15 protein-coding genes, 22 tRNA genes, 2 rRNA genes and 4 pseudogenes (1 of these 43 only partly in view) are annotated in these 23,393 nt (G+C 39.7%); 35 read left to right on the top strand and 8 right to left on the bottom strand.

Annotated elements, in window-relative coordinates; genetic code table 11:
* The 24 genes from DJ93_RS10035 to DJ93_RS09920 form a co-directional block, all read left to right on the top strand.
* Positions 1-1,470, top strand: a 23S ribosomal RNA gene (locus DJ93_RS10035); it begins 1,452 nt to the left of the window's first position.
* A 102-nt stretch (positions 1,471-1,572) separates the two neighbouring features.
* Positions 1,573-1,688, top strand: a 5S ribosomal RNA gene (gene rrf / locus DJ93_RS10030).
* 4 nt (positions 1,689-1,692) lie between these two features.
* Positions 1,693-1,768 (top strand) — tRNA-Val (locus DJ93_RS10025).
* Positions 1,769-1,772: 4 nt separating this feature from the next.
* A tRNA-Thr gene (locus DJ93_RS10020) sits at positions 1,773-1,848 on the top strand.
* A gap of 9 nt (positions 1,849-1,857) precedes the next feature.
* Positions 1,858-1,933, top strand: a tRNA-His gene (locus DJ93_RS10015).
* 24 nt (positions 1,934-1,957) lie between these two features.
* A tRNA-Leu gene (locus DJ93_RS10010) sits at positions 1,958-2,038 on the top strand.
* Positions 2,039-2,067: 29 nt separating this feature from the next.
* Positions 2,068-2,142: transfer RNA gene (locus DJ93_RS10005), tRNA-Gly, on the top strand.
* A gap of 16 nt (positions 2,143-2,158) precedes the next feature.
* Positions 2,159-2,247: transfer RNA gene (locus DJ93_RS10000), tRNA-Leu, on the top strand.
* A gap of 3 nt (positions 2,248-2,250) precedes the next feature.
* Positions 2,251-2,324 (top strand) — tRNA-Arg (locus tag DJ93_RS09995).
* A gap of 10 nt (positions 2,325-2,334) precedes the next feature.
* Positions 2,335-2,408 (top strand) — tRNA-Pro (locus tag DJ93_RS09990).
* Positions 2,409-2,424: 16 nt separating this feature from the next.
* Positions 2,425-2,497, top strand: a tRNA-Ala gene (locus tag DJ93_RS09985).
* 17 nt (positions 2,498-2,514) lie between these two features.
* Positions 2,515-2,591 (top strand) — tRNA-Met (locus tag DJ93_RS09980).
* Positions 2,592-2,595: 4 nt separating this feature from the next.
* Positions 2,596-2,672, top strand: a tRNA-Ile gene (locus tag DJ93_RS09975).
* Positions 2,673-2,688: 16 nt separating this feature from the next.
* Positions 2,689-2,781 (top strand) — tRNA-Ser (locus DJ93_RS09970).
* Positions 2,782-2,807: 26 nt separating this feature from the next.
* Positions 2,808-2,884 (top strand) — tRNA-Met (locus DJ93_RS09965).
* Positions 2,885-2,887: 3 nt separating this feature from the next.
* Positions 2,888-2,963, top strand: a tRNA-Asp gene (locus tag DJ93_RS09960).
* 12 nt (positions 2,964-2,975) lie between these two features.
* A tRNA-Phe gene (locus DJ93_RS09955) sits at positions 2,976-3,051 on the top strand.
* 14 nt (positions 3,052-3,065) lie between these two features.
* Positions 3,066-3,141: transfer RNA gene (locus DJ93_RS09950), tRNA-Thr, on the top strand.
* 10 nt (positions 3,142-3,151) lie between these two features.
* Positions 3,152-3,227 (top strand) — tRNA-Lys (locus DJ93_RS09945).
* Between the two features lie 13 nt (positions 3,228-3,240).
* Positions 3,241-3,311: transfer RNA gene (locus DJ93_RS09940), tRNA-Gly, on the top strand.
* 12 nt (positions 3,312-3,323) lie between these two features.
* Positions 3,324-3,400, top strand: a tRNA-Ile gene (locus DJ93_RS09935).
* 6 nt (positions 3,401-3,406) lie between these two features.
* Positions 3,407-3,481, top strand: a tRNA-Asn gene (locus tag DJ93_RS09930).
* Positions 3,482-3,487: 6 nt separating this feature from the next.
* A tRNA-Ser gene (locus tag DJ93_RS09925) sits at positions 3,488-3,578 on the top strand.
* A 6-nt stretch (positions 3,579-3,584) separates the two neighbouring features.
* Positions 3,585-3,656, top strand: a tRNA-Glu gene (locus DJ93_RS09920).
* A gap of 50 nt (positions 3,657-3,706) precedes the next feature.
* Here DJ93_RS09920 and DJ93_RS09915 read toward each other — a convergent pair.
* Positions 3,707-4,093 (bottom strand): annotated as a pseudogene (locus DJ93_RS09915) (MFS transporter); the annotation flags it as partial.
* A 547-nt stretch (positions 4,094-4,640) separates the two neighbouring features.
* Between DJ93_RS09915 and DJ93_RS09910 the strand changes: the two are divergent.
* Positions 4,641-5,585, top strand: a complete 945-nt coding sequence (locus DJ93_RS09910; protein ID WP_042980597.1) for an L-lactate dehydrogenase — start codon at positions 4,641-4,643, stop codon at positions 5,583-5,585.
* Between the two features lie 196 nt (positions 5,586-5,781).
* On the opposite strand, the pseudogene DJ93_RS34795 reads toward DJ93_RS09910, so the two are convergent.
* A pseudogene (locus DJ93_RS34795) lies at positions 5,782-5,877 on the bottom strand (dockerin type I domain-containing protein); the annotation flags it as partial.
* A pseudogene (locus DJ93_RS33685) lies at positions 5,871-6,073 on the bottom strand (TasA family protein); the annotation flags it as partial. The pseudogenes DJ93_RS33685 and DJ93_RS34795, both read right to left, overlap by 7 nt.
* Positions 6,074-6,581: 508 nt before the next feature.
* Between DJ93_RS33685 and glgB the strand changes: the two are divergent.
* The 5 genes from glgB to DJ93_RS09885 all read left to right on the top strand — a co-directional run bounded on the left by glgB (position 6,582) and on the right by DJ93_RS09885 (position 14,624).
* On the top strand, positions 6,582-8,519 hold the full coding sequence (gene glgB, locus DJ93_RS09905; protein WP_042980596.1) for a 1,4-alpha-glucan branching protein GlgB: 1,938 nt from the start codon (positions 6,582-6,584) through the stop codon (positions 8,517-8,519).
* Positions 8,467-9,597 (top strand): glucose-1-phosphate adenylyltransferase, encoded by a 1,131-nt coding sequence (gene glgC, locus DJ93_RS09900; protein ID WP_042980593.1) that lies wholly within the window; start codon positions 8,467-8,469, stop codon positions 9,595-9,597. The genes glgB and glgC overlap by 53 nt, the downstream gene beginning before the upstream one ends.
* A gap of 18 nt (positions 9,598-9,615) precedes the next feature.
* Positions 9,616-10,650: a GlgC family sugar phosphate nucleotidyltransferase gene (locus DJ93_RS09895; protein ID WP_042980592.1), complete on the top strand. Its 1,035-nt coding sequence runs from the start codon at positions 9,616-9,618 to the stop codon at positions 10,648-10,650.
* 117 nt (positions 10,651-10,767) lie between these two features.
* Positions 10,768-12,198, top strand: a complete 1,431-nt coding sequence (gene glgA, locus DJ93_RS09890) for a glycogen synthase GlgA (protein WP_042984176.1) — start codon at positions 10,768-10,770, stop codon at positions 12,196-12,198.
* Positions 12,199-12,215: 17 nt separating this feature from the next.
* Complete coding sequence (locus tag DJ93_RS09885) at positions 12,216-14,624, top strand: glycogen/starch/alpha-glucan phosphorylase (RefSeq protein ID WP_042980590.1); 2,409 nt, start codon at positions 12,216-12,218, stop codon at positions 14,622-14,624.
* Between the two features lie 51 nt (positions 14,625-14,675).
* Here DJ93_RS09885 and DJ93_RS34380 read toward each other — a convergent pair whose 3' ends face one another.
* Positions 14,676-14,810, bottom strand: coding sequence for a hypothetical protein (locus tag DJ93_RS34380; protein WP_080743417.1), 135 nt, complete (start codon positions 14,808-14,810; stop codon positions 14,676-14,678).
* Between the two features lie 76 nt (positions 14,811-14,886).
* The gene (locus DJ93_RS09880) at positions 14,887-15,609 is read right to left on the bottom strand and encodes a lipase family protein (protein WP_042980589.1); all 723 of its coding nucleotides are present in this window, start codon (positions 15,607-15,609) and stop codon (positions 14,887-14,889) included.
* A gap of 159 nt (positions 15,610-15,768) precedes the next feature.
* On the opposite strand from DJ93_RS09880, the pseudogene DJ93_RS30340 reads away from it, so the two are divergent.
* A pseudogene (locus DJ93_RS30340) lies at positions 15,769-15,996 on the top strand (MerR family transcriptional regulator); the annotation flags it as partial.
* A 32-nt stretch (positions 15,997-16,028) separates the two neighbouring features.
* Here the strand turns inward: DJ93_RS30340 and DJ93_RS09875 are convergent.
* On the bottom strand, positions 16,029-16,811 hold the full coding sequence (locus tag DJ93_RS09875; RefSeq protein WP_042980588.1) for a TIGR00266 family protein: 783 nt from the start codon (positions 16,809-16,811) through the stop codon (positions 16,029-16,031).
* A 323-nt stretch (positions 16,812-17,134) separates the two neighbouring features.
* Between DJ93_RS09875 and cspD the strand changes: the two genes are divergently transcribed.
* Positions 17,135-17,335, top strand: coding sequence for a cold-shock protein CspD (gene cspD / locus DJ93_RS09870; protein ID WP_001193054.1), 201 nt, complete (start codon positions 17,135-17,137; stop codon positions 17,333-17,335).
* Positions 17,336-17,379: 44 nt separating this feature from the next.
* Here the strand turns inward: cspD and DJ93_RS09865 are convergent, their stop codons facing one another.
* Both DJ93_RS09865 and DJ93_RS09860 read right to left on the bottom strand, forming a co-directional pair.
* Positions 17,380-18,111 (bottom strand): yteA family sporulation protein, encoded by a 732-nt coding sequence (locus DJ93_RS09865; RefSeq protein ID WP_042980586.1) that lies wholly within the window; start codon positions 18,109-18,111, stop codon positions 17,380-17,382.
* 148 nt (positions 18,112-18,259) lie between these two features.
* Positions 18,260-19,213 carry a 1,4-dihydroxy-2-naphthoate polyprenyltransferase gene (locus DJ93_RS09860; protein ID WP_042980585.1) on the bottom strand — a complete coding sequence of 318 codons (954 nt, stop codon included), beginning with the start codon at positions 19,211-19,213 and terminating at the stop codon, positions 18,260-18,262.
* Between the two features lie 192 nt (positions 19,214-19,405).
* Here DJ93_RS09860 and DJ93_RS09855 point away from each other — a divergent pair, with 192 nt between their 5' ends.
* From DJ93_RS09855 to menH, 3 genes are read left to right on the top strand one after another with little or no spacing between them, the layout of a single operon-like run.
* Positions 19,406-20,800: an isochorismate synthase gene (locus DJ93_RS09855; protein ID WP_042980584.1), complete on the top strand. Its 1,395-nt coding sequence runs from the start codon at positions 19,406-19,408 to the stop codon at positions 20,798-20,800.
* Positions 20,797-22,551 carry a 2-succinyl-5-enolpyruvyl-6-hydroxy-3-cyclohexene-1-carboxylic-acid synthase gene (gene menD, locus DJ93_RS09850; protein ID WP_042980582.1) on the top strand — a complete coding sequence of 585 codons (1,755 nt, stop codon included), beginning with the start codon at positions 20,797-20,799 and terminating at the stop codon, positions 22,549-22,551. Before DJ93_RS09855 ends, menD begins: the two co-directional genes overlap by 4 nt.
* Positions 22,548-23,360, top strand: a complete 813-nt coding sequence (gene menH / locus DJ93_RS09845; RefSeq protein ID WP_042980580.1) for a 2-succinyl-6-hydroxy-2,4-cyclohexadiene-1-carboxylate synthase — start codon at positions 22,548-22,550, stop codon at positions 23,358-23,360. The genes menD and menH overlap by 4 nt, the downstream gene beginning before the upstream one ends.
* Positions 23,361-23,393: the final 33 nt, after the last annotated feature.

The following is a 23,393-nucleotide window of genomic DNA, read 5'->3' as shown; positions in this document are numbered from 1 at the left end:
CTTTATCGTTTGAGCAATGGAGGGACGCAGAAGGATAGAAGAAGCGTGCGATTGGTTGTGCACGTCCAAGCAGTTAGGCTGATAAGTAGGCAAATCCGCTTATCGTGAAGGCTGAGCTGTGATGGGGAAGCTCCTTATGGAGCGAAGTCTTTGATTCCCCGCTGCCAAGAAAAGCTTCTAGCGAGATAAAAGGTGCCTGTACCGCAAACCGACACAGGTAGGCGAGGAGAGAATCCTAAGGTGTGCGAGAGAACTCTGGTTAAGGAACTCGGCAAAATGACCCCGTAACTTCGGGAGAAGGGGTGCTTTCTTAACGGAAAGCCGCAGTGAATAGGCCCAAGCGACTGTTTAGCAAAAACACAGGTCTCTGCGAAGCCGTAAGGCGAAGTATAGGGGCTGACACCTGCCCGGTGCTGGAAGGTTAAGGAGAGGGGTTAGCGTAAGCGAAGCTCTGAACTGAAGCCCCAGTAAACGGCGGCCGTAACTATAACGGTCCTAAGGTAGCGAAATTCCTTGTCGGGTAAGTTCCGACCCGCACGAAAGGTGTAACGATTTGGGCACTGTCTCAACCAGAGACTCGGTGAAATTATAGTACCTGTGAAGATGCAGGTTACCCGCGACAGGACGGAAAGACCCCGTGGAGCTTTACTGTAGCCTGATATTGAATTTTGGTACAGTTTGTACAGGATAGGCGGGAGCCTTTGAAACCGGAGCGCTAGCTTCGGTGGAGGCGCTGGTGGGATACCGCCCTGACTGTATTGAAATTCTAACCTACGGGTCTTATCGACCCGGGAGACAGTGTCAGGTGGGCAGTTTGACTGGGGCGGTCGCCTCCTAAAGTGTAACGGAGGCGCCCAAAGGTTCCCTCAGAATGGTTGGAAATCATTCGTAGAGTGCAAAGGCATAAGGGAGCTTGACTGCGAGACCTACAAGTCGAGCAGGGACGAAAGTCGGGCTTAGTGATCCGGTGGTTCCGCATGGAAGGGCCATCGCTCAACGGATAAAAGCTACCCCGGGGATAACAGGCTTATCTCCCCCAAGAGTCCACATCGACGGGGAGGTTTGGCACCTCGATGTCGGCTCATCGCATCCTGGGGCTGTAGTCGGTCCCAAGGGTTGGGCTGTTCGCCCATTAAAGCGGTACGCGAGCTGGGTTCAGAACGTCGTGAGACAGTTCGGTCCCTATCCGTCGTGGGCGTAGGAAATTTGAGAGGAGCTGTCCTTAGTACGAGAGGACCGGGATGGACGCACCGCTGGTGTACCAGTTGTTCTGCCAAGGGCATAGCTGGGTAGCTATGTGCGGAAGGGATAAGTGCTGAAAGCATCTAAGCATGAAGCCCCCCTCAAGATGAGATTTCCCATAGCGTAAGCTAGTAAGATTCCTGAAAGATGATCAGGTTGATAGGTTCGAGGTGGAAGCATGGTGACATGTGGAGCTGACGAATACTAATAGATCGAGGACTTAACCATATAATATGAAGCAAATGTTATCTAGTTTTGAAAGAATATAAAAAACTTATTGACTTTATAAAGTGAATAGGTTACAATAATTCTTGTCTTAAATGAATAAAGTCTGGTAATGATGGCAGAGAGGTCACACCCGTTCCCATACCGAACACGGAAGTTAAGCTCTCTAGCGCCGATGGTAGTTGGGGCCTTGCCCCTGTGAGAGTAGGACGTTGCCAGGCAAATGGAGGATTAGCTCAGCTGGGAGAGCACCTGCCTTACAAGCAGGGGGTCGGCGGTTCGATCCCGTCATCCTCCACCATATTGCCGGCTTAGCTCAATTGGTAGAGCAACTGACTTGTAATCAGTAGGTTGGGGGTTCAAGTCCTCTAGCCGGCACCAGAAACCATGGCGGTTGTGGCGAAGTGGTTAACGCACCGGATTGTGGCTCCGGCATTCGTGGGTTCGATTCCCATCAGTCGCCCCATTTTTTCTTTAAAAAACATAATATGCGGGTGTGGCGGAATTGGCAGACGCACCAGACTTAGGATCTGGCGCCTTTGGCGTGGGGGTTCGACTCCCTTCACCCGCACTTTTAATAAAATAACTCATACATGTCTTGCGGAAGTAGTTCAGTGGTAGAATACAACCTTGCCAAGGTTGGGGTCGCGGGTTCGAATCCCGTCTTCCGCTCCAATTTTCAATATGACATGCCGGGGTGGCGGAACAGGCAGACGCACAGGACTTAAAATCCTGCGGTGGGTGACCACCGTGCGGGTTCGACCCCCGCCCTCGGCACCATATGCGCCCGTAGCTCAATTGGATAGAGCGTTTGACTACGGATCAAAAGGTTAGGGGTTCGACTCCTCTCGGGCGCGCTTTTATTAACGGGAAGTGGCTCAGCTTGGTAGAGCACCTGGTTTGGGACCAGGGGGTCGCAGGTTCAAATCCTGTCTTCCCGATAGTTTTAAAATTCATGGGGCCTTAGCTCAGCTGGGAGAGCGCCTGCCTTGCACGCAGGAGGTCAGCGGTTCGATCCCGCTAGGCTCCACTTATTTAAATATTTATGGCGGTGTAGCTCAGCTGGCTAGAGCGTACGGTTCATACCCGTGAGGTCGGGGGTTCGATCCCCTCCGCCGCTACCATAAAGGACCTTTAGCTCAGCTGGTTAGAGCAGACGGCTCATAACCGTCCGGTCGTAGGTTCGAGTCCTACAAGGTCCACCACTTAAAGTAAATATCTGGAGGTATACCCAAGTCTGGCTGAAGGGATCGGTCTTGAAAACCGACAGGCGGCGAGAGTCGCGCGGGGGTTCGAATCCCTCTACCTCCTCCATTTTTCTAAAATAAATATTATATCGTCGCGGGGTGGAGCAGTCTGGTAGCTCGTCGGGCTCATAACCCGAAGGTCGCAGGTTCAAATCCTGTCCCCGCAACCAAATGGTCCCGTGGTGTAGTGGTTAACATGCCTGCCTGTCACGCAGGAGATCGCCGGTTCGACCCCGGTCGGGACCGCCATTTTTACATAAAGGCTCGGTAGCTCAGTCGGTAGAGCAGAGGACTGAAAATCCTCGTGTCGGCGGTTCGATTCCGTCCCGAGCCACCATTTTGAAGTCGCAAGCCGGCTTAGCTCAATTGGTAGAGCAACTGACTTGTAATCAGTAGGTTGGGGGTTCAAGTCCTCTAGCCGGCACCACTTTCAAAATGAGCCATTAGCTCAGTTGGTAGAGCATCTGACTTTTAATCAGAGGGTCGAAGGTTCGAATCCTTCATGGCTCACCATTTTTAATTTAATGCGGGTGTAGTTTAGTGGTAAAACAAGAGCCTTCCAAGCTCTGGTCGAGAGTTCGATTCTCTTCACCCGCTTATCCTATTTGGGGGCCTATAGCTCAGCTGGTTAGAGCGCACGCCTGATAAGCGTGAGGTCGATGGTTCGAGTCCATTTAGGCCCACCATATTATTCCGCAGTAGCTCAGTGGTAGAGCTATCGGCTGTTAACCGATCGGTCGTAGGTTCGAGTCCTACCTGCGGAGCCATATTATAGAGAAGTACCCAAGTGGCTCAAGGGGCTCCCCTGCTAAGGGAGTAGATCGCGAACGCGGTGCGAGGGTTCGAATCCCTTCTTCTCTGCCAGATTTTGGCCCGTTGGTCAAGTGGTTAAGACACCGCCCTTTCACGGCGGTAACACGGGTTCGAATCCCGTACGGGTCATACTAAAAGAGATAGCATAATCTGCTATCTCTTTTTTATTGTATTAAAAATTATTTTTTAGCTCCTAGCCGAACAATCTCCTTCGACGTAATAACTGCATGACTATATGCCAAACGGAGAGTTTTGCATCCTAAAAGTACAATAATTAAGGCAAGTAGCCCTGCTATTATTGCAACGTCAAATCCAGCTCGCGCTCCAAAGCTATCAATTACTAAACCAGTTACAGCTGATCCTAGAGAGACTCCGATACCGAGTCCTGTAATTGTCCAAGTCATTCCTTCTGTTATTTTTGATTCGGGGACGATTTTCTCCACCAGCCCCATAGTAATAATCATAGTAGGAGCCACAGATAACCCTGCAAAGAAAACAACAACTACTAGCCAAGTGATATTGTTTACGAAAAATAGTGGTAACATTGTTGCCATTGATATTGTGACTATGTTGCCTTGTATCATAATGGATCAAATGGAAGTTTGAATTGATCTATTGGATTCATTCGTTCTATTTGCATTATCAATAATTGTTTGTAAAATAGATTTCCATTTGTGGGGATCATCGGGTAAGAAATGTCCGGTATCTTTTATAGAATGAGTTGTTACATGAGGAGTAGCTGATGCTCCTTTTTTATTTCTACTATTAAGGAGAGAGTATCAGCTGTCCCGTTCCAAATATGGTTCAAGTTTTGTGAATACTGGAAATTTTATCTTAGAAAGCATTTTTTATCAAAATGAATACTAAAATGGCATTATTTATATTCACAATCTAAAGAAAACGCCTCCATTGAGATGGATTTCACCCGCAGTCTAATCACTTTATACTGTGTGTGAAAAAGTTCACAAATAGGTCATATTTTGTGAAGTAATTCACAATAATTCGTGCTACAATATGAATGTAAAGAAGTTAAACAACATTAAATTAGTACTTTAATTAATTACTTAAATAATAATAATAAATAAATGTGAACAATAGAGAGGGGAAATTACCATGAAAAAAGGTATCAATCGTGTAGTATTAGTAGGAACAGGAGCTGTAGGTTGTAGTTACGCTTACTCAATGATTAACCAAGGTGTAGCTGAAGAATTCGTACTTGTAGATGTTAATGAAGCAAAAGCAGAAGGGGAAGCAATGGACTTAAGCCATGCAGTACCATTCTCTCCATCACCAACAAAAGTTTGGAGCGGTAGCTATGCAGATTGCAAAGATGCAGATTTAGTTGTTATTACTGCTGGATTACCACAAAAGCCAGGTGAAACTCGTTTAGATCTAGTTGAGAAAAATACAAAAATCTTTAAACAAATCGTTCGCGGTATTATGGATAGCGGATTCGATGGTATTTTCTTAATCGCAACAAATCCAGTTGATATTTTAACTTATGTAACTTGGAAAGAATCTGGCCTACCAAAAGAACGCGTAATCGGTTCTGGTACAACTTTAGACTCTGCTCGTTTCCGCTACATGTTAGGTGACTACTTAGATGTAGATCCACGTAACGTTCATGCTTATATCATTGGTGAGCACGGTGACACTGAGCTTCCAGTATGGAGCCATGCTACTGTAGGTGTACAAAAACTAGAAACAATCTTAGCTAACAATGAACAATATAAACAAGAAGATCTAGATAAAATCTTCGAAAATGTACGCGATGCTGCTTATCATATTATCGAGCGTAAAGGTGCAACTTACTACGGAATCGGTATGTCACTACTTCGTGTAACTAAAGCTATCTTAAACAACGAGAACAGCGTGTTAACTGTATCTGCATACCTTGAAGGCCAATATGGTGAGAAAGATGCTTACGTAGGTGTTCCAGCTGTTATTAACCGTGAAGGTGTACGCGAAATCGTTGAACTTGAGCTAAATGAAGAAGAAAAAGCGAAATTTGCTCATTCTGTAAAAGTATTAAAAGAAACAATGACACCAGTACTATAATAATCGATAAATGATTCAGAGGCGGGAAACTGCTTCCCGCTTCTGAATTTTTATATAATCTCATATAAATTCCTTTTCCAGTTCCCTTGTATATCCCCAAAATATACCCCTTTTGCTGGAGAAGGGTCGTTTATAGAAAAAAGCACTCTATTTTTAGATAGAGTGCTTTTTTATGTTATTGTTTAGGAGTTAGTCCTCATTTTTTTAAAATATCTGCTAATGTACCGCTTTTTGATTTTTCTACAGATGATTGTGATTTTGCTGCATCCGGACCTTTTTTCAAGAAGCTCCTTTATTTTCGAGCTAAGGTTGCGCTCGATGAAGTCACCTAGCTTTAAATCTTTTACATCGACGATTACAGTAGGATGAACAGATAGATCTAATGTCCCTGCTTGAAATGAGTTGTTGGATGTTTCAGAGTCGTTAAAATAGGCGAATACGCCGCTAGATGTAAGTGATAAACCAAGTGAAGCAGTGACAACTCCCATTCCTACTTTTCCTTTTCATGACATAAGAAGGCCCCTAATATATCACATTTGAGCAACTATAATGAAAATGAATTAAACATAGCATTTCACTAGGAATTATAGTTGCAAAAGTTTGATCCCCGAAAAAATGTGAAAATACGTTCTTTATTGAGAATGAATATATGAATGTGAATGATGTGTTTCAAGAAAAGTATTACAAAAGATGTTGAGAAATTTTTATTTGTGAAACATTTTTCAAAAGGATTTCGAAGGGAAAATAACATGTGAAATAGGGAAATGGTAATAAAATCAATGTTGAACAATAATACATATGGATACATACAGAATGATAATGAAGCGTTTTCAAGGAATATTCGTCAAAATTCGATATTTTGTGTACAAATGTGAAAAAAATTAGGTATTTTAAAGAAAAAAACGTATATTAATTAAAATTTAACAAGGATATTTCAGTTTTTTATAGAATTTTAAAACTATTAAAAATTTCTGTCATCTTAGTGGGGTGAACATATTGAGTGTAATGAATTGTATAGAAGAGAAATTATATGAGTTTCATACAGAAGAGTGTTATGAGAGTTATAACATCTTTGGGGCACATCTTGTTATAGAAGATGGAACGGAAGGTGTAAGGTTTACAGTATGGGCTCCTCATGCGAAAGCAATGAGTGTTGTTGGAGATTTTAATAATTGGGACAATGAGACACATAAAATGCTACACATGACAGAAGAGGGTATTTGGTCATTGTTTATACCGCATATGAAAGAAAAAGAAATATATAAGTATGCAATTGAAACTATAGACAATGAAATTATTTTAAAGGCAGATCCTTATGCAGTATATGCAGAAGTAAGGCCGAATACGGCATCTGTAGTTTTTGATATAGAGGGATATGAATGGAATGATAAGAATTGGCTTCGTAAGAAAAAGAGAAAGTCAATTTATAAAGAAGCAATGACGGTGTATGAATTGCATTTTGGTTCTTGGAAAAAGAAAGAAGATGGCTCACTGTATTCTTATCGTGAAATGGCAGAAGAGCTCATTCCCTATGTAGTAGAACACCAATTTACACATATTGAAATTATGCCGCTTGTCGAGCATCCATATGATCGTTCTTGGGGATATCAAGGAACGGGATATTATGCGGCGACAAGTAGGTTTGGTACACCGCAAGATTTAATGTATTTTGTCGATGAATGTCATAAATATGGAATCGGTGTCATTTTAGATTGGGTACCGGGTCATTTTTGTAAAGATGCACACGGTTTGTATTTGTTTGATGGAACACCGACCTATGAATATAGAGATATAGATGTGCAAGAAAATCATGTTTGGGGAACTGTGAATTTTGATTTAGGAAAGCGGGAAGTACGTAACTTTTTAATTTCAAATGCACTTTTTTGGATGAAATATTTTCATATTGATGGTTTTCGAGTTGATGCAGTTGCGAATATGTTGTACTGGAAAAAGGAAGGAAAAGAGCAGAGTAATGAACATGCTGTTTCTTTCTTACGCGAGTTAAACGAAGCGGTATTCGCAGAGGATGAAGAGTTTCTTATGACTGCAGAAGATTCGACAGCTTGGCCACTTGTGACGGCTCCAACGTACGAGGGGGGACTTGGATTTAATTATAAATGGAATATGGGCTGGATGAATGATGTGCTGAAATATATGGAGTGTGCACCGGAGTATCGGAAATATATTCATGAGAAAATGACATTTTCTCTGTTATATGCTTACGCTGAAAACTTTATATTACCACTCTCTCATGATGAGGTCGTTCACGGGAAAAAATCGTTATTAAACAAAATGTCAGGAGACTACTGGGATAAGTTTGCACAGTTACGTTTATTATACGGATATTTCTTTACGCACCCAGGTAAAAAATTGCTCTTTATGGGCGGAGAATTTGGACAGTTTGATGAGTGGAAAGACCTTGAAGATTTAGATTGGAATTTACATGACTTTGAAATGCATCGTTATATGCATGATTACTTTAAAGAACTCATAGCATTGTATAAGCGATCAAAACCACTTTGGCAGTTAGATCATTCGCCGGAAGGTTTTCAGTGGATTGATGCTGACAATAAAGAACAAAGTATTTTTTCTTTTATTCGTAAAGGAGATAAGGAAGAGGATATTTTAGTAGTCGTATGTAATTTTACAAAAGCTACATATGAAAACTATAAAGTAGGTGTACCAGAGTTCCAATATTATAACGAAATTTTAAATAGTGACGATGTAGTATACGGCGGGTCAGGACAGGTAAATAAAAAGCGTCTAAAGACGATTATAGAACCGTATCATAATCAATCTGCTCATGTAGAAATTACAATTCCACCATTTGGCGTATCCATTTTACGACCAGTGAAAACGAGAAAGGGGAGCAAAAAACAAGATGGCTCAAAAGCAGAGGTGCGTAGCAATGTTACTAGCAGGGGGAAAAGGTAGTCGTTTAAGTGCATTAACAAAAAATTTAGCCAAGCCAGCTGTTCCATTTGGTGGCAAGTACCGTATTATTGATTTTACGTTAAGTAATTGTGCGAACTCTGGTATTGAAACAGTTGGGATTTTAACACAATATCAACCGCTAGAACTGCATAATTATATTGGAATCGGTAACGCTTGGGATTTAGACCGTGTAAACGGCGGAGTCACAGTATTACCTCCTTACGCAGAGTCTTCAGGTGTGAAGTGGTATACAGGTACGGCAAGTGCCATTTATCAAAACTTAAACTATTTAAGTCAGTACGAACCAGAATATGTCCTTATTTTATCAGGCGATCATATTTATAAAATGGATTACAGCAAAATGCTAGATTACCATATTGAGAAAGAAGCGGACGTTTCTATTTCTGTTATTGAAGTACCTTGGGATGAAGCGAGTCGCTTTGGCATTATGAACACGAATGAAGAGATGGAGATTGTGGAGTTTGAAGAAAAACCACAGTTTCCAAGAAGTAATCTTGCATCGATGGGAATTTATATTTTTAATTGGGCTATTTTAAAAGAGTATTTAGAGATGGATGCGAGAAACCCAGAATCGAGTAATGATTTTGGAAAAGATGTGCTGCCACTCTTGTTAGATGAAGGGAAAAAATTAATTGCGTATCCTTTTGAAGGTTATTGGAAAGATGTTGGAACGGTAAAAAGTTTATGGGAAGCAAATATGGATTTGTTGCGTGATGAATCGTCTTTACAGCTAAACGATCGTAACTGGCGTATTTATTCTGTTAACCCGAACGAACCACCACAGTATATTGCAGACAAGGCAAAGGTAGAGGAATCTCTCATTAATGAAGGATGTGTTGTTGAAGGTGATATAAAGCACTCTGTCTTATTCCAAGGGGTAACAGTAGGAGAAGGCAGTATGATAGTAGACTCAGTCGTTATGCCAGATGCAAAAATCGGTAAAAATGTTGTGATTGAAAGGGCGATTGTTGGATCAGGTATGGTCATTGAAGATGGGACAATTATTCGCCCGGAAAAAAATATTGATGATGTTGTATTGATTGCTGAAGGGAAATAGAAAAGGGGGATGAAATGAATGGGAGAAAAAATGTTAGGAATTCTTAATGCAACGGGAAGCTTTCCTTCCTTAAAAAAAGTAACAGGTCACCGTTCACTAGCTGCGTTACCATTTGGAGGCCGTTATCGTCTCATTGATTTCATGCTTTCTAATATGGTAAATTCCCATATTCATAGTGTAGCGATTTTTACAAGTCATAAAAATCGCTCCTTAATGGACCATCTTGGTTCAGGAAAACAATGGGATTTAGATAGAAAACGTGACGGATTATTTTTATTTCCGCCTAACTGCCAATGCGATCAGGACGAATTTGGTTCCTTTGCTCACTTTAGAAGACATATTGATTACTTCTTACGTAGCAGTCAAGAGTACGTTGTTATTACAAACAGCCACCTTGTGACGGCATTAAATTTTCAAGCGGTGTTAGAAAGACATATACATACGGGGGCAGATATTACTGAAGTTTGCCATGATGGTATTTCACTCCAAACATATGTATTAAAGAAACAGCTATTATTAGATTTATTTGAGACATATAAAGATATGGAACACTATAGTTTGTTTGATGTAGTCAAGGAAAAACGAGGAAAGTCGTTACAAATTCATACATATGAACATACAGGATATGTGGCTATAATTGATTCCATTGAAAATTATTATAAACATAGCTTAGAAATTTTGCAGCCTTCCATTTGGAAGCAATTGTTTACGAAGGAATCTCCTATTTTCACAAAGGTGAAGGATGAGCCACCAACGCGATATATGAAAGGCGCAGAAGTGAAAAATACGATGATTGCGAATGGTAGTATTATTGCAGGGAAATTAGAAAATAGCGTTGTATCTCGATCTGTTAAAATTGGGAAAGGTTCTGTCATTCGCAATAGTATTATTATGCAAAAGACACAAATTGGAGATAACTGTATACTAGACGGCGTTATTATTGATAAGGACGTTAAACTCATGGACGGTGTAGTTTTAACAGGGACTGCTGATCAGCCGTACGTTGTGGAAAAGGGCGTTGTTCAAAACAGTACAATCAATAGTTATTCCTAAATATTTTGCAAGTGAACCTTTATGGTTCACTTGCTCACTTATATGAAATTTCGAAGGGAGGAAGCTGTAAGAAGGGCGTTGTATGATGTGTACGCTTTTCGGGCAGTGGAACAACACGTGAATATTTTATTTGCAGTATCAGAATGTGTACCGTTTATTAAATCAGGGGGCTTAGCAGATGTGGCAGGAGCACTTCCGAAAGAATTGAAGAAACTAGGAGTGAACGTCCGCATCATACTCCCGAACTATAGTCTTATTCCTGCCGAGCTAAGAGAAGCGTGTACGCTTCATAAAGTAATTAATGTTCAGCTTGGCTGGAGAAATCAATATTGCGGGATTTTAAAAGGTGAGCAGGATGGGATTACGTATTATTTAATCGACAATGAATATTATTTCAAGCGAGATTCTCTGTACGGTCATTACGATGATGGTGAACGTTTCTCGTATTTTTCGAAAGCTGTGTTAGAGTGCATTCCGCATCTTGATTTTGAAGTCGATGTTCTTCATAGTCATGATTGGCATACGGCGATGGTAAATTTTTTACTTCGTGAAAAATATGGGGACAATCCGTTATATGAGCGTATTAAAACGGTGTATACAATTCATAATTTGCAGTTCCAAGGTGTATTTCCTCCTGAAGTTATGTACGATTTGCTTGAGCTTGGTGATGAATATTTTCATAGTGAACAGCTTGAGTTCTATGGAAATATTAACTTTATGAAAGGTGGCATTATCGCATCAGATCGTATTACAGCGGTTAGCCCAACCTATAAAGAAGAAATTCAATATGAATTTTTCGGAGAGAAGCTAGATGGATTGTTACGAAAGTATAACGATAAGTTAAGTGGAATTGTCAATGGGATTGATACGAGTGTGTACAATCCAGAAACAGATGATTATATTCCTGCTCAATATAGTGCAGATTCATTATATGAAAAGGCGGAAAATAAACGCGCGTTGCAGCGTTATTTCGGTTTGCCGGAAAAAGAAGATACACCCGTTATTTCAATGGTAACAAGATTAACGAAGCAAAAAGGGCTTGATTTAGTTCGGACTGTGTTCCGTGAGATAATGGAAGAAGATGTACAATGTATTATTTTAGGATCAGGAGATTCTGAGTATGAGCAGTTCTTTGAATGGATGGCATATGAATATCCAGAAAAAGTGAAAGTGTATATTGGATTTAATGAGAAGTTAGCGCATCAAGTATATGCAGGTAGCGATTTATTTTTAATGCCATCATTGTTTGAACCGTGCGGACTTGGACAACTTATTGCATTAGCGTATGGTACGATTCCAATTGTAAGGGAAACTGGTGGATTAAATGATACTGTACAGTCTTATGAGGAGGAAACAGAGACTGGAAATGGCTTCAGTTTCACGAATTTTAATGCGCATGACATGTTATATACAGTTCGTCGGGCAATTGATTATTATCATGACAAGCCAGTATGGAATCAGCTTGTAAAACAAGCAATGACAGAAGATTATAGCTGGAAAAAATCAGCGCTAGCATATAAGAAATTGTATAAAAGTCTCGTGGAATAACATTAGGTGGTGAAAAAATGTTTACTCATGTTGAAAGCTTTAAATCAGCTTTTTTAGAAAAACTAGAAACGATGTATGGGAAAAGTTTCAAAGATTCTACAACTCGTGATCAGTATAATACGCTCGGTCACATGGTACGTGAGTATGTGAATGGCCAATGGATTGAAACGAACGAAAGATACCGCTCGGGAAACCAAAAGCAAATGTATTACTTATCGATTGAATTTCTACTTGGGCGTTTACTTGGAAGTAATATGCTGAATTTAGGCATTCGAGATGTATGTGAACAAGGTCTTTCTGAACTAGGAATTTCATTGCAAGAACTAGAAGAAGTTGAAGCAGATGCAGGTCTTGGTAATGGGGGGCTCGGACGATTAGCAGCCTGTTTTCTCGATTCATTAGCATCTTTAAACATGCCAGGACATGGGTGTGGTATTCGCTATAAACACGGTTTATTTGATCAGAAGATTGTTGATGGATATCAAGTGGAACTACCAGAACAATGGCTTCTTCATGAAAATGTATGGGAAGTAAGAAGACATGATCAAGCTGTTGAAGTAAGTTACTTTGGTAATGTCGAACCGATAGAAATGGAGGGACGTTTGGAGTTCCGTCATACAAATGCAGAAGTAATTATGGCAGTTCCATATGATGTTCCAGTAGTAGGGTATGAAACGAGTACTGTGAACACACTTCGGCTTTGGAATGCAGAACCTATTCCTTTTCCGCAGAACTGTAAAGATATTTTGAAATATAAGCGTGAAACAGAAGCTGTATCAGAATTTTTATATCCAGATGATACGCATGATGAGGGGAAAATACTTCGACTAAAACAACAGTATTTCCTCGTATCAGCAAGTTTGCAAAATATTGTCCGTATGCATAGGGAGAGAAACGGTAGTCTTCGTTATTTACATGAAAAAATTGCAATTCATATTAACGATACTCATCCGGTTCTAGCTATCCCCGAACTTATGCGTATTTTATTAGATGAGGAAAAATTAGCATGGGAAGAAGCATGGGCGATTACGACACAGACGATTTCGTATACGAATCATACGACGTTATCAGAAGCTCTTGAGAAGTGGCCAATTCGCATTTTTAAATCATTATTACCGAGAATTTATATGATTATTGAAGAGATTAATGAGCGTTTTTGTCATGAACTTTGGGAGCATTATCCTTATGATTGGAAGCGAATTGAGGACATGGCAATTATCGCACATGATCTTGTGAAAATGGCTCATTTAGCAATTGTCGGAAGTCATAGTGTAAACGGTGTGGCAAAAATTCATACGGAAATTTTAAAGCAGCGTGAAATGCGATTATTCTATGAGTTTTATCCAGATAAATTTAATAATAAAACGAATGGAATCGCACATCGGCGCTGGCTGATGAAAGCAAATCCACAGCTTACGAATCTTATTTCAGAAGCAATTGGGACGGATTGGAAGAAGAAGCCGGTCGGACTGCAAGCATTACAAAGTTTTCAGCGTGATACTAGTTTTCAAGAGAAGCTGGCGCATGTAAAACAAGAGCGAAAATATATTTTAGCAGAACGCATTCATTATAAAATGGGGATTGCAGTTGATCCTAATTCTATTTTTGATGTGCAAGTGAAAAGGTTACATGCTTACAAACGGCAACTATTAAACGTGCTTCATATTTTATACTTGTACAATCGTTTGAAAGAGGATGCTAGTTTTTCATTTTATCCGCGTACCTTTATTTTCGGAGCAAAGGCATCACCAGGGTATTATTACGCGAAAAAAATTATTAAATTAATAAATGAGCTTGCTAGAAAGGTGAATAATGATCCATATGTAAGTCAATATATGAAAGTCATCTTTCTAGAAAACTACCGGGTTTCTTTAGCAGAGGATATATTCCCAGCGGCAGATGTAAGTGAACAAATCTCGACGGCGAGTAAAGAAGCATCGGGAACAGGAAATATGAAGTTTATGATGAACGGCGCCATCACACTTGGGACATTAGACGGAGCAAACATCGAAATAAAAGATAGAGTAGGCGACGATGCCTGTTTCATTTTCGGCCTAACAGCGGAAGAAGTGCTTCACTACTATCAAAATGGTGGGTATCGTGCAGGCGATTATTATCACCACAATATGCATATTAAAAAAGTAGTGGATCAGTTAACGAATGGCTTTTTCGCACAAGCAGGAGCTGAATTTGAAGCAATTTATGATTCTCTCGTTATTCAAAATGATGAATATTTCGTTCTTCGAGATTTTGGCCCATATGCAGAGCGTCAAGAAGCTGTTGGTAAGGCATATGAGAACCGAACCAAATGGTTAGAAATGTCTATTTTAAACATCGCACAATCTGGACATTTTGCAAGTGATCGAACAATTTTACAGTATAGTAATGAAATTTGGGGTATCGGTAATACAGTTAAGCTTTTCTAAACTTAAAATAAACCTAGCTTATGAAGTCTAAGCTGGGTTTATTTATTTTGCTCAAGGAATATAAGGAAGAGCCGTATATAACATACCAGTTCCGCTATATTCCTCTGTAGCAAAGTATGAGAATGTTAAGAAACCTGTAACTGCAAAAATGATAACAAGAAAAAGTGCAAAGAAATATTTTAGCATGTATGGTTCCCTTATCCGAAAGTCATTATGAATATTATTATAGTACACTAGTATGCTATTTCCAATTGTTTCCGTCTTAAAAATGAGAAGTCAGACATGCCTTGTATGTTGTTATGGCGTGATTATTTGTAATGGATTTTGTGTTTTTCGTAAAAGTCATGTTGTGATGAACGTGTGCGTATTCCCAGTCTTGGTCGTTAAAATGTACTTTTCGCGGAGGAAGAAGAGGAACGACATCAAATAAGTTTACGAATCGAAAGCTACTAGCTACTTGTAGCTTATAATAATTTCGAAAGGCGATATCCCCAACCTTTGGGGAGGCGAAAGTATAGAGACCATATTGCGAGAAGGCAGTATTTACGCGTGCGTCTAATATGTGCAATGTAGCAAGTGCACCGCCTAAACTATGTCCTGTAGCGAGAAGTTTTTTATTTGCCGGTAAAGATGCGAGCATATCCATAATTGGATCACGGCAAGATTCATAAATAGAGAGGAAGCCATTATGAACATTACCGCTATTTAAGGCATATGGATAAGGCTTTTGATTTACAAGTGAATCAATAATCCAATCCGGATCTGTCTGTGTTCCCCTGAAGGCTACAATAATCGTATCTTCAGATTCTAATATAAAACCGAACCATTCTGTCATTTGAATCGCTTTTCCTTGAAAGCCTTGTACATATTGGAATCCATCAGGTATTTTGAAGATTCCATTTTGTTTATATTGTTCATACGTTAACTCACAGCAAGAAGCTAACAATATGGCAGTATCTTTATCAAAGGATAAAGGAGTACGCATCAAGGAAGCCCTCCTTAAGAAAAGGTATAGTTCAATATATGAGTGAGGGACTCGACTCATTCTTTTGAGGGCTTTTGAAAATTAGCCTTGTACTTTCAGTTACGTAAGGGAGTATGATTTTTGTAATCACATCGCTAAAAATGTAGGGAGGAATGCAGGATGAGCAAGAAGGAAAGTTATTCAATTGGTGAAATTTCAAAGAGAACGGGTACATCGATACGTACGCTGCATTATTATGATGAAATGGGATTACCTAAATCAGAAAAAAATGTTAGCTCTGGGCATCGCATATATAAAGGGCAAAATATATTAACGTTACAAAAGATAGCGAGTTTGAAAGTTTTAGGATATAACCTAGATGAGATCAGTATAAAAAAGATAGTTCCTTATGAAGGAGACTATCTTTTTTACATCATATTTTATTCTTTTCCATCTAAAAGACGACCAAGTCCACCTAAAACGCTACCTTCGCCACTGCTTTGAGCTGCTGGATTTGTAAGGCGTGCTGCTAAGCGACTAAGTGTTAAAGATTGGATCCAAACTGTTCCTGGACCTTCTAACGTTGCGAAGAATAAGCCTTCACCGCCAAATAGAGCTGTTTTAACTTTTCCAACGAATTCAATATCATAGTTAACATCTTTTGTCATTGCAACGAGACAACCTGTATCAATACGAAGTTTTTCACCAGGTTTTAGTTCACGTTTATATACAGTGCCGCCCGCGTGCATAAACGCAAGTCCGTCACCTTCAAGTTTTTGCATGATGAAACCTTCACCGCCGAAGAAACCACTACCTATTTTTTTCGTAAATTCAATACCGATAGAAACCCCTTTTGCAGCGCAAAGAAATGCATCTTTTTGGCAAACAACTTTTCCTTGATATTCTGTTAAATCAACTGGAACAATCTTTCCAGGATAAGGTGCAGCAAATGATACATGGCGTTTACCATGACCTGTGTTTGTAAAGACAGTCATAAACATACTTTCACCTGTAACGAGACGCTTACCAGCGCCCATTAATTTGCCGAATAGACCTCCAGATGGTCCAGAACCATCACCGAAAATCGTTTCCATTTCGATATGATCTTCCATCATCATCATTGCGCCAGCTTCTGCGATAACGCTTTCTTTCGGGTCTAATTCAATTTCAACGAACTGCATATCATCGCCGTATAATTTATAGTCGATCTCATGTGCTTGCATTTTTTCACCTCATAATATGTAGTAATCATATTGTACAGAAATTAAGGGAATTAGAAAATAGTAGTTCTGTTAATTTTTAAATAAAAAGGCGAAATGAAAATCCATTATTATATTAAAATTATAAAAAATAGTGGAATGAAAGTGTTCTCATTTGACGTTTTCGATATAGCGTGATATAGTGAAGTCACTATTGAGCTACATAATGTGGTACGGAAATAAAGCACGTTGAATTAAAGGCTGTAAGCTTGTTATACATTCATGTCCTTTATATCCACCTTTTCATGTGGATTCATAGTTTCATTTTTATTTAGGAGGTACATGACATGCAAACAGGTAAAGTTAAATGGTTTAACAGCGAAAAAGGTTTCGGTTTCATCGAAGTTGAAGGTGGAGACGATGTATTCGTTCACTTCTCAGCTATCCAAGGTGACGGCTTCAAAACTTTAGAAGAAGGTCAAGAAGTTTCTTTCGAAATCGTTGAAGGCAACCGCGGACCACAAGCAGCTAACGTTACAAAAAACTAATTAGCTAGCGAAAAGAAAGCATTCCGAATTTCGGAATGCTTTTTTTATGCTTTAGAGCTAGATTCATCTGAAGATAGTTCACCTTTGAAGGTACGTTCTTCAAAATCATCAAGCATTTGTTCATACTCTTCATGTTCTTCTGTCGCGAAAACTTGTGGATTTTTACCATACATATCTGTCCCGATAAAGTTTTCGAAATCCTCTACATATCCAACGTTTTCTTCACCGTTGATGTACATTTCATTATAATTTTTTGAATCTTGTCTTTCTAAGTCGGACGGCGTTTCTGATGTGCCGTAATTTGCGACATCTTGCCAAGTATCTTCAGCATCGTACTCTACGGCATGATCGGTATCGGACTTGTAAAACGATGGCGCTATTACCTCTTCTTCGACCGGACGTGATTGCATGTTTAATTTGCTTGTGGTGTGTTCGATGCACGTTGTAGCAGTAGGTAGTGCTTCTAATCTTTCAAACGGAATTTCCTCACCGGAAACTTCACAAATCCCATACGTACCTGCTTCAATTTTTTGCAGAGCATGTTTTGTATCCTCTAGTTGTTTATGCCAAAATTCAATGAGTCCGAAATCTTTTTCACGTTCATATAATTCTGTAGCCATATCACCTGGATGATTATCGTAAGCAGATAATTCGCCGACCGATTCGCGCTCAGATGCGCGATCTTCATTTTCATGAGTTTGTATCGTTTGTTCCAGTTCTTGCTTTTGCTTTTCTAAAACGGATTTAAATTGATTCATTTGTTGTGGAGTTAACATAGTAGTCCACCTTCCTACAATTCGGTTTCTTTATGTAGTATGAGCGTGGACGAGAGGAATTATGAGAGGAATTTAAGAGGGAGTGATGTCGATATGTTGTGTCGAATCACTGATATATGAAAAAAGGAGCCGCATAAGCAGCTCCTTTTTATAGGAAGTATCCAAGTAATAATCCGATCCCCATTAAGAAACCGAAGATTGTATTTGTTTTCGCTGTTGCGATCATGGCAGGTACCATTTCCAGTGGGATGCTTTTGCCGATGAAACCTTTTGTCGCTTTAAATGCCTTCGGTGCACTTAAGAATACGATAAGCATCCATGGTGATACGATGCCGACGATGATTAGTGCAATTGTCCAAAGATAGGAAACGATAAACATAGAAGCAAGAATGCCAACTGCTCTTTCACGTCCAACGATAATCGCTAATGTATTACGACCGTTTTCTTTGTCGCCATCTAAATCACGAATGTTATTAGATAGTAAAATGGCTCCAATTAAAATGGAGTTTGGAATAGATAATAAAATAACTTCTGATGTTACTGTTCCAGTTTGGATAAAGAATGAAATACCAATAATAATAATACCCATAAATAATCCTGCTGTTAATTCTCCAAAAGGTGTGTATGCAATTGGAAGTGGACCACCCGTATAAAGGTAGGCAACAGCCATACAAACAAGACCGATTGCAGCAAGCCACCAGCTAGAGTTCATACAAATATAAACACCTAATAGCATTGAGATACCGAAAAATCCAAATGCTAAATTAAGCACCGTTTTTGGTTTAATTCCGTCGCGGACGATAGCGCCGCCGATTCCAACTGAACCTTCGTGATCTAATCCTCTTTTATAATCAAAGTATTCATTAAACATGTTAGTTGCTGCTTGAATGAGAAGACAAGCAAGAAGCATGATAAAGAAAAGAGGGAGATGTATTTGATTAATACCTCCGACCTGCATTGCATAAGCCGTTCCGATAAAAACAGGAACGAAAGCTGCTGTTAATGTATGAGGACGTAATAAACTCCACCAAATGCGCCAGCCTGTTTGTTTACTTGGTTTTGGCGCTATAGGAGAGGAATTCGTTTCGACTTTCATTTCCATGTTGAATCCTCCTTGGTCACATATTGTACACAATTAAGTGTAGGAAAAGCAGCATTTAGTGTCAACGTTTATTTTCTAGGAAGAGAAGGTGAATTTCTCAGAATTGCTAAACGTTGACAGGGCTTTCGTTTGAGGTGTATCTTAAAATCAAGCGTAATTATGACTATTTTTCGCCCATAGGGGGGAGACATTGTGATTCAAACGAAACAAAAAGGCTTACAGGAAATTCTTGTTACAGCTATTGAGCGTCCAACTGATGAAAAAACATTAGTCAGTTTTGTCAAACAAATAGATTGGGTGGATCCACTTCTTTTTTATGCAGCAGGAAGAAAAGTCGCATCCGAAAATAGATGTTATTTTGCAGACCCAGCTCAGCATGTAATATTTGCCGGTATTGGCTCTGCTTTCACTATAGCAAACTCTTCTCACAAACGCTTTCAAAGTGCTCGTGATGAGTGGAATAAATTACATGAAAAGGCGATTGTTCAAAGGGAAGAGTACGAATTTGGAACAGGTCCTCTTTTATTTGGTGGATTTTCATTCGATCCAAATAAAGAGAAAACGGACCTTTGGAAAGGATTTAAGGATACAACATTGTCATTACCGGCTTTTTTATTAACAGTAAAAAATGAAAAAGCGTGGTTAACGATGAATACATTCGTTTCAGCTGAAGATTGTGCAGAAACGATTTACGAAGAAATTGTTTCTTTAGAAGAGAGAATTTTACAAGAGAGTAAACATGCATTAAGAGGATCAGGGTTGAAAATTACTTCTAAAGTAGAAGTTGATCCAAATGGCTGGATGAATGCGATTGAAAAAGTGCAAGATGAAATGAAACAAGGGAACGTGCAAAAGGTTGTATTAGCGAGGGAGCTAAAAGTAGCGATGGATCAGCATATTGATTCCGCTCTTGTTTTAGAAGCACTTCGAATTGGACAACCAGATTGTTACGTATTTTCTTTTGATTATAAAGGAGCGTGCTTCTTAGGAGCGACACCTGAAAGATTAATCCGTAAAGAAGGAGAGAAATTTACGTCGATGTGCCTTGCTGGTTCTATCGGTCATGGTAATTCTATAGAAGAAAGTAAACAAAATAGTGAGACGCTTCTTCATGATGAAAAGAATTTGGCTGAACACGGTTATGTAGTGAACATGATTCGTGGTGTACTAAATGAACATTGCGAATCCGTTAATATTCCAGAGAGCCCAGGCTTATTAACAACGAAAAACTTAATCCATTTATATACACCAGTAGAAGCGAAAGGTGATGCTTCTCTTTTAACAATGGTGGAAGAATTACATCCAACGCCGGCTCTCGGCGGTACACCTCGTCTTGAAGCGATGAAGCTTATTCGTGATGTAGAATTATTAGACCGAGGATTGTACGGAGCGCCGATTGGGTGGATAGACGATCAAGGGAACGGTGAATTTGCGGTTGCCTTGCGCTGCGGATTATTAAATAGAGAGAAAGCATCCTTATTTTCTGGATGTGGTATTGTAATTGATTCGGTGCCCCAGCTTGAATATGAAGAAACAAGTTTGAAGTTTAGACCGATGCTTGGTGCTTTGGAGGAATTAATGAAATGAACAATCATATAGAAGCAGTATCATATTATTTAGGCGCGTTCGTAGACGAACTGACGCGTCTAAATGTATGTGATGTTGTTATTAGCCCAGGCTCACGTTCAACGCCGTTAGCCTTGTTAATGGAACAACATGAACAGATGAAAACATATTTACATGTAGATGAACGATCAGCAGGCTTTTTTGCACTCGGTATTGCGAAAGCGAAGAAGCGCCCGGTAGCGCTTCTATGTACGTCAGGAACGGCAGCAGCGAATTATTATCCAGCTGTTTGTGAAGCTTTTCATTCACGAGTGCCACTTATCGTATTAACAGCAGATAGACCGCATGAATTAAGAGATGTGGGTGCACCACAGGCGATGAATCAACTTAATTTATATGGCACTTTTGTAAAACAGTTTATGGAAATGGCAATTCCAGAAGCGAGAGAGCAAATGTATCATTATGCTCGTATGACGACTCAGCGTGCTGTAGCAAGCGCATGCTTCATGCCGCAAGGACCCGTTCATATTAATTTCCCGCTTCGAGAACCACTTATTCCAGATTTCTCATTAGAAAACTTATGGGAAAAAGGCCGTGGTGAATATACAGGATCAGTTCATCAAGGAAATATGACGATGACGAGTGAATATGTAGATTCTCTCATAGGGCGCCTTTTGAATATGGAAAAGGGGCTTATTATTTGTGGAGACGATAGTCATCCAGAACTTGCGGAAAATGTTACGAAGTTAGCTGAGAAAACGGGATATCCAATTTTAGCGGATCCGCTTTCTAACCTTCGTAGTGGCAATCATGACAAAACAATGGTTATGGATTGTTATGATACGTTTTTACGAAATGAATTATTGAAAGATACGTGGAAGCCAGACGTTATTATTCGTTTCGGTGGTATGCCTGTCTCTAAAGCATTAACTCAATTTATTAAAAAGCAAACGACAGCTGTCCATATCGTTGTAGATGAATCAGGACAATGGAGAGATCCTGCTCTTGTTGCAACGGATGTCATATGTGCAAGTGATGTCGATTTTTGTAAAGCGCTAATAGAGAAAATGCCAGTTATGAAAAAGAATGATTGGTTCGGAATGTGGCAACATATTAACGAGAAAACGAAGGAAACACTTCGTGAGATGGAAACATATGAAACTGCATTTGAAGGAAAAGTAATTACGGATATTGTCCGTGTATTACCAGAAGGGGCAACGTTATTTGCGAGTAATAGTATGCCAATTCGTGATACAGATTCATTTTTCTTCACATCGGATAAAGACATTCAGGTGATGGCAAATCGCGGTGTAAATGGTATTGATGGAATCATTTCGACAGCTTTAGGGGCGAGCGTTATTTGTGATCCACTCGTATTAGTGATTGGTGATTTATCATTTTATCACGATTTAAACGGATTATTAGCTGCGAAATTACATGAGCTAAATATAACAATTGTTGTTGTAAATAATGATGGTGGAGGTATTTTCTCATTCTTACCGCAATATGAGAAAAAGGAACATTTCGAATCATTATTTGGAACACCAATTGGGCTTGATTATGAGCATGTTGTCAAAATGTACGGCGGTTCATTTAGCCGTGTAAATGGTTGGGAGCAATTCCGAGAAGAGGTACAAAAAGGAACGACGACAGAAGGTTTACACGTTGTGGAAATTTGTACGAACCGTGATGAAAACTTAACATTGCACCGTAAATTATGGGCAAAAACGATGGACGTGATTACTACATCATTGCAAGGTGAATCAAAATGAAAGTAACACTGCAAGGTGTAGCGTATGAATATGAAGTAGTCGGAAGCGGGGAACCACTTCTACTTCTTCATGGTTTTACGGGAAGCAAGGAAACGTGGCGTTCTTTTATCCCTTCATGGAGCGCGCAGTTTCAAGTTATTGTAGTGGATCTTGTTGGGCACGGGAAGACCGAGAGCCCTGAAGATGTCACGCATTATGATATCCGAAATGCGGCGCTGCAAATGAAAGAATTACTAGATTACCTTCATATTGAAAAGGCACATATACTTGGCTATTCAATGGGAGGGAGACTGGCGATTACGATGGCATGCTTATATCCAGAGTATGTACATTCTCTTTTATTAGAAAATTGTACAGCTGGGCTCGAAAATGAAGCGATACGAAAAGAACGTCGTGAAAAAGATGAGCGACTTGCCGATAAAATCGAGCGAGAAGGCATTGAAAGTTTTGTTTCTATGTGGGAAAATATTCCGCTGTTTGAAACGCAAAAAAGTTTAGCAAAAAACGTACAAGAAGCGGTACGAAAAGAACGACTTGCTAACAATCCAAAAGGGCTTGCAAATAGCTTGCGCGGCATGGGAACAGGGGCTCAGCCTTCATGGTGGAAAAAGCTTGAGAAGTTTCATATGCCTGTTCTTTTAATGAATGGAGAGAGAGATGAAAAGTTCTTTCGTATATTAAAAAACATAGAAAAATGCATCCCTCATGCGAAATTTGTCAAAATTGATGGTGCTGGCCATGCAATTCATGTGGAACAACCGGAAAAGTTTGATACAATAGTAAAGGGATTTCTAAAAACTATGCAGTGATGCTTTTTTCAGCCAGAAGGAAGTTGAACTTAT

Source organism: Bacillus clarus (assembly GCF_000746925.1).
Lineage (GTDB): Bacteria > Bacillota > Bacilli > Bacillales > Bacillaceae_G > Bacillus_A > Bacillus_A clarus.
This window is presented reverse-complemented; position numbering and strand designations above follow the sequence as displayed.

Bases quoted from the DNA above. Each gene is read 5' to 3' on its own strand.
- DJ93_RS09910 (WP_042980597.1), top strand. From the start codon at position 4,641: ATGAAAAAAGGTATCAATCGTGTAGTATTAGTAGGAACAGGAGCTGTA.
- glgC (WP_042980593.1), top strand. From the start codon at position 8,467: ATGGCTCAAAAGCAGAGGTGCGTAGCAATGTTACTAGCAGGGGGAAAA.
- DJ93_RS09895 (WP_042980592.1), top strand. From the start codon at position 9,616: ATGGGAGAAAAAATGTTAGGAATTCTTAATGCAACGGGAAGCTTTCCT.
- DJ93_RS09885 (WP_042980590.1), top strand. From the start codon at position 12,216: ATGTTTACTCATGTTGAAAGCTTTAAATCAGCTTTTTTAGAAAAACTA.
- DJ93_RS34380 (WP_080743417.1), bottom strand. From the start codon at position 14,810: ATGCTAAAATATTTCTTTGCACTTTTTCTTGTTATCATTTTTGCAGTT.
- DJ93_RS09880 (WP_042980589.1), bottom strand. From the start codon at position 15,609: ATGCGTACTCCTTTATCCTTTGATAAAGATACTGCCATATTGTTAGCT.
- DJ93_RS09875 (WP_042980588.1), bottom strand. From the start codon at position 16,811: ATGCAAGCACATGAGATCGACTATAAATTATACGGCGATGATATGCAG.
- cspD (WP_001193054.1), top strand. From the start codon at position 17,135: ATGCAAACAGGTAAAGTTAAATGGTTTAACAGCGAAAAAGGTTTCGGT.
- DJ93_RS09865 (WP_042980586.1), bottom strand. From the start codon at position 18,111: ATGTTAACTCCACAACAAATGAATCAATTTAAATCCGTTTTAGAAAAG.
- DJ93_RS09860 (WP_042980585.1), bottom strand. From the start codon at position 19,213: ATGGAAATGAAAGTCGAAACGAATTCCTCTCCTATAGCGCCAAAACCA.
- menD (WP_042980582.1), top strand. From the start codon at position 20,797: ATGAACAATCATATAGAAGCAGTATCATATTATTTAGGCGCGTTCGTA.
- menH (WP_042980580.1), top strand. From the start codon at position 22,548: ATGAAAGTAACACTGCAAGGTGTAGCGTATGAATATGAAGTAGTCGGA.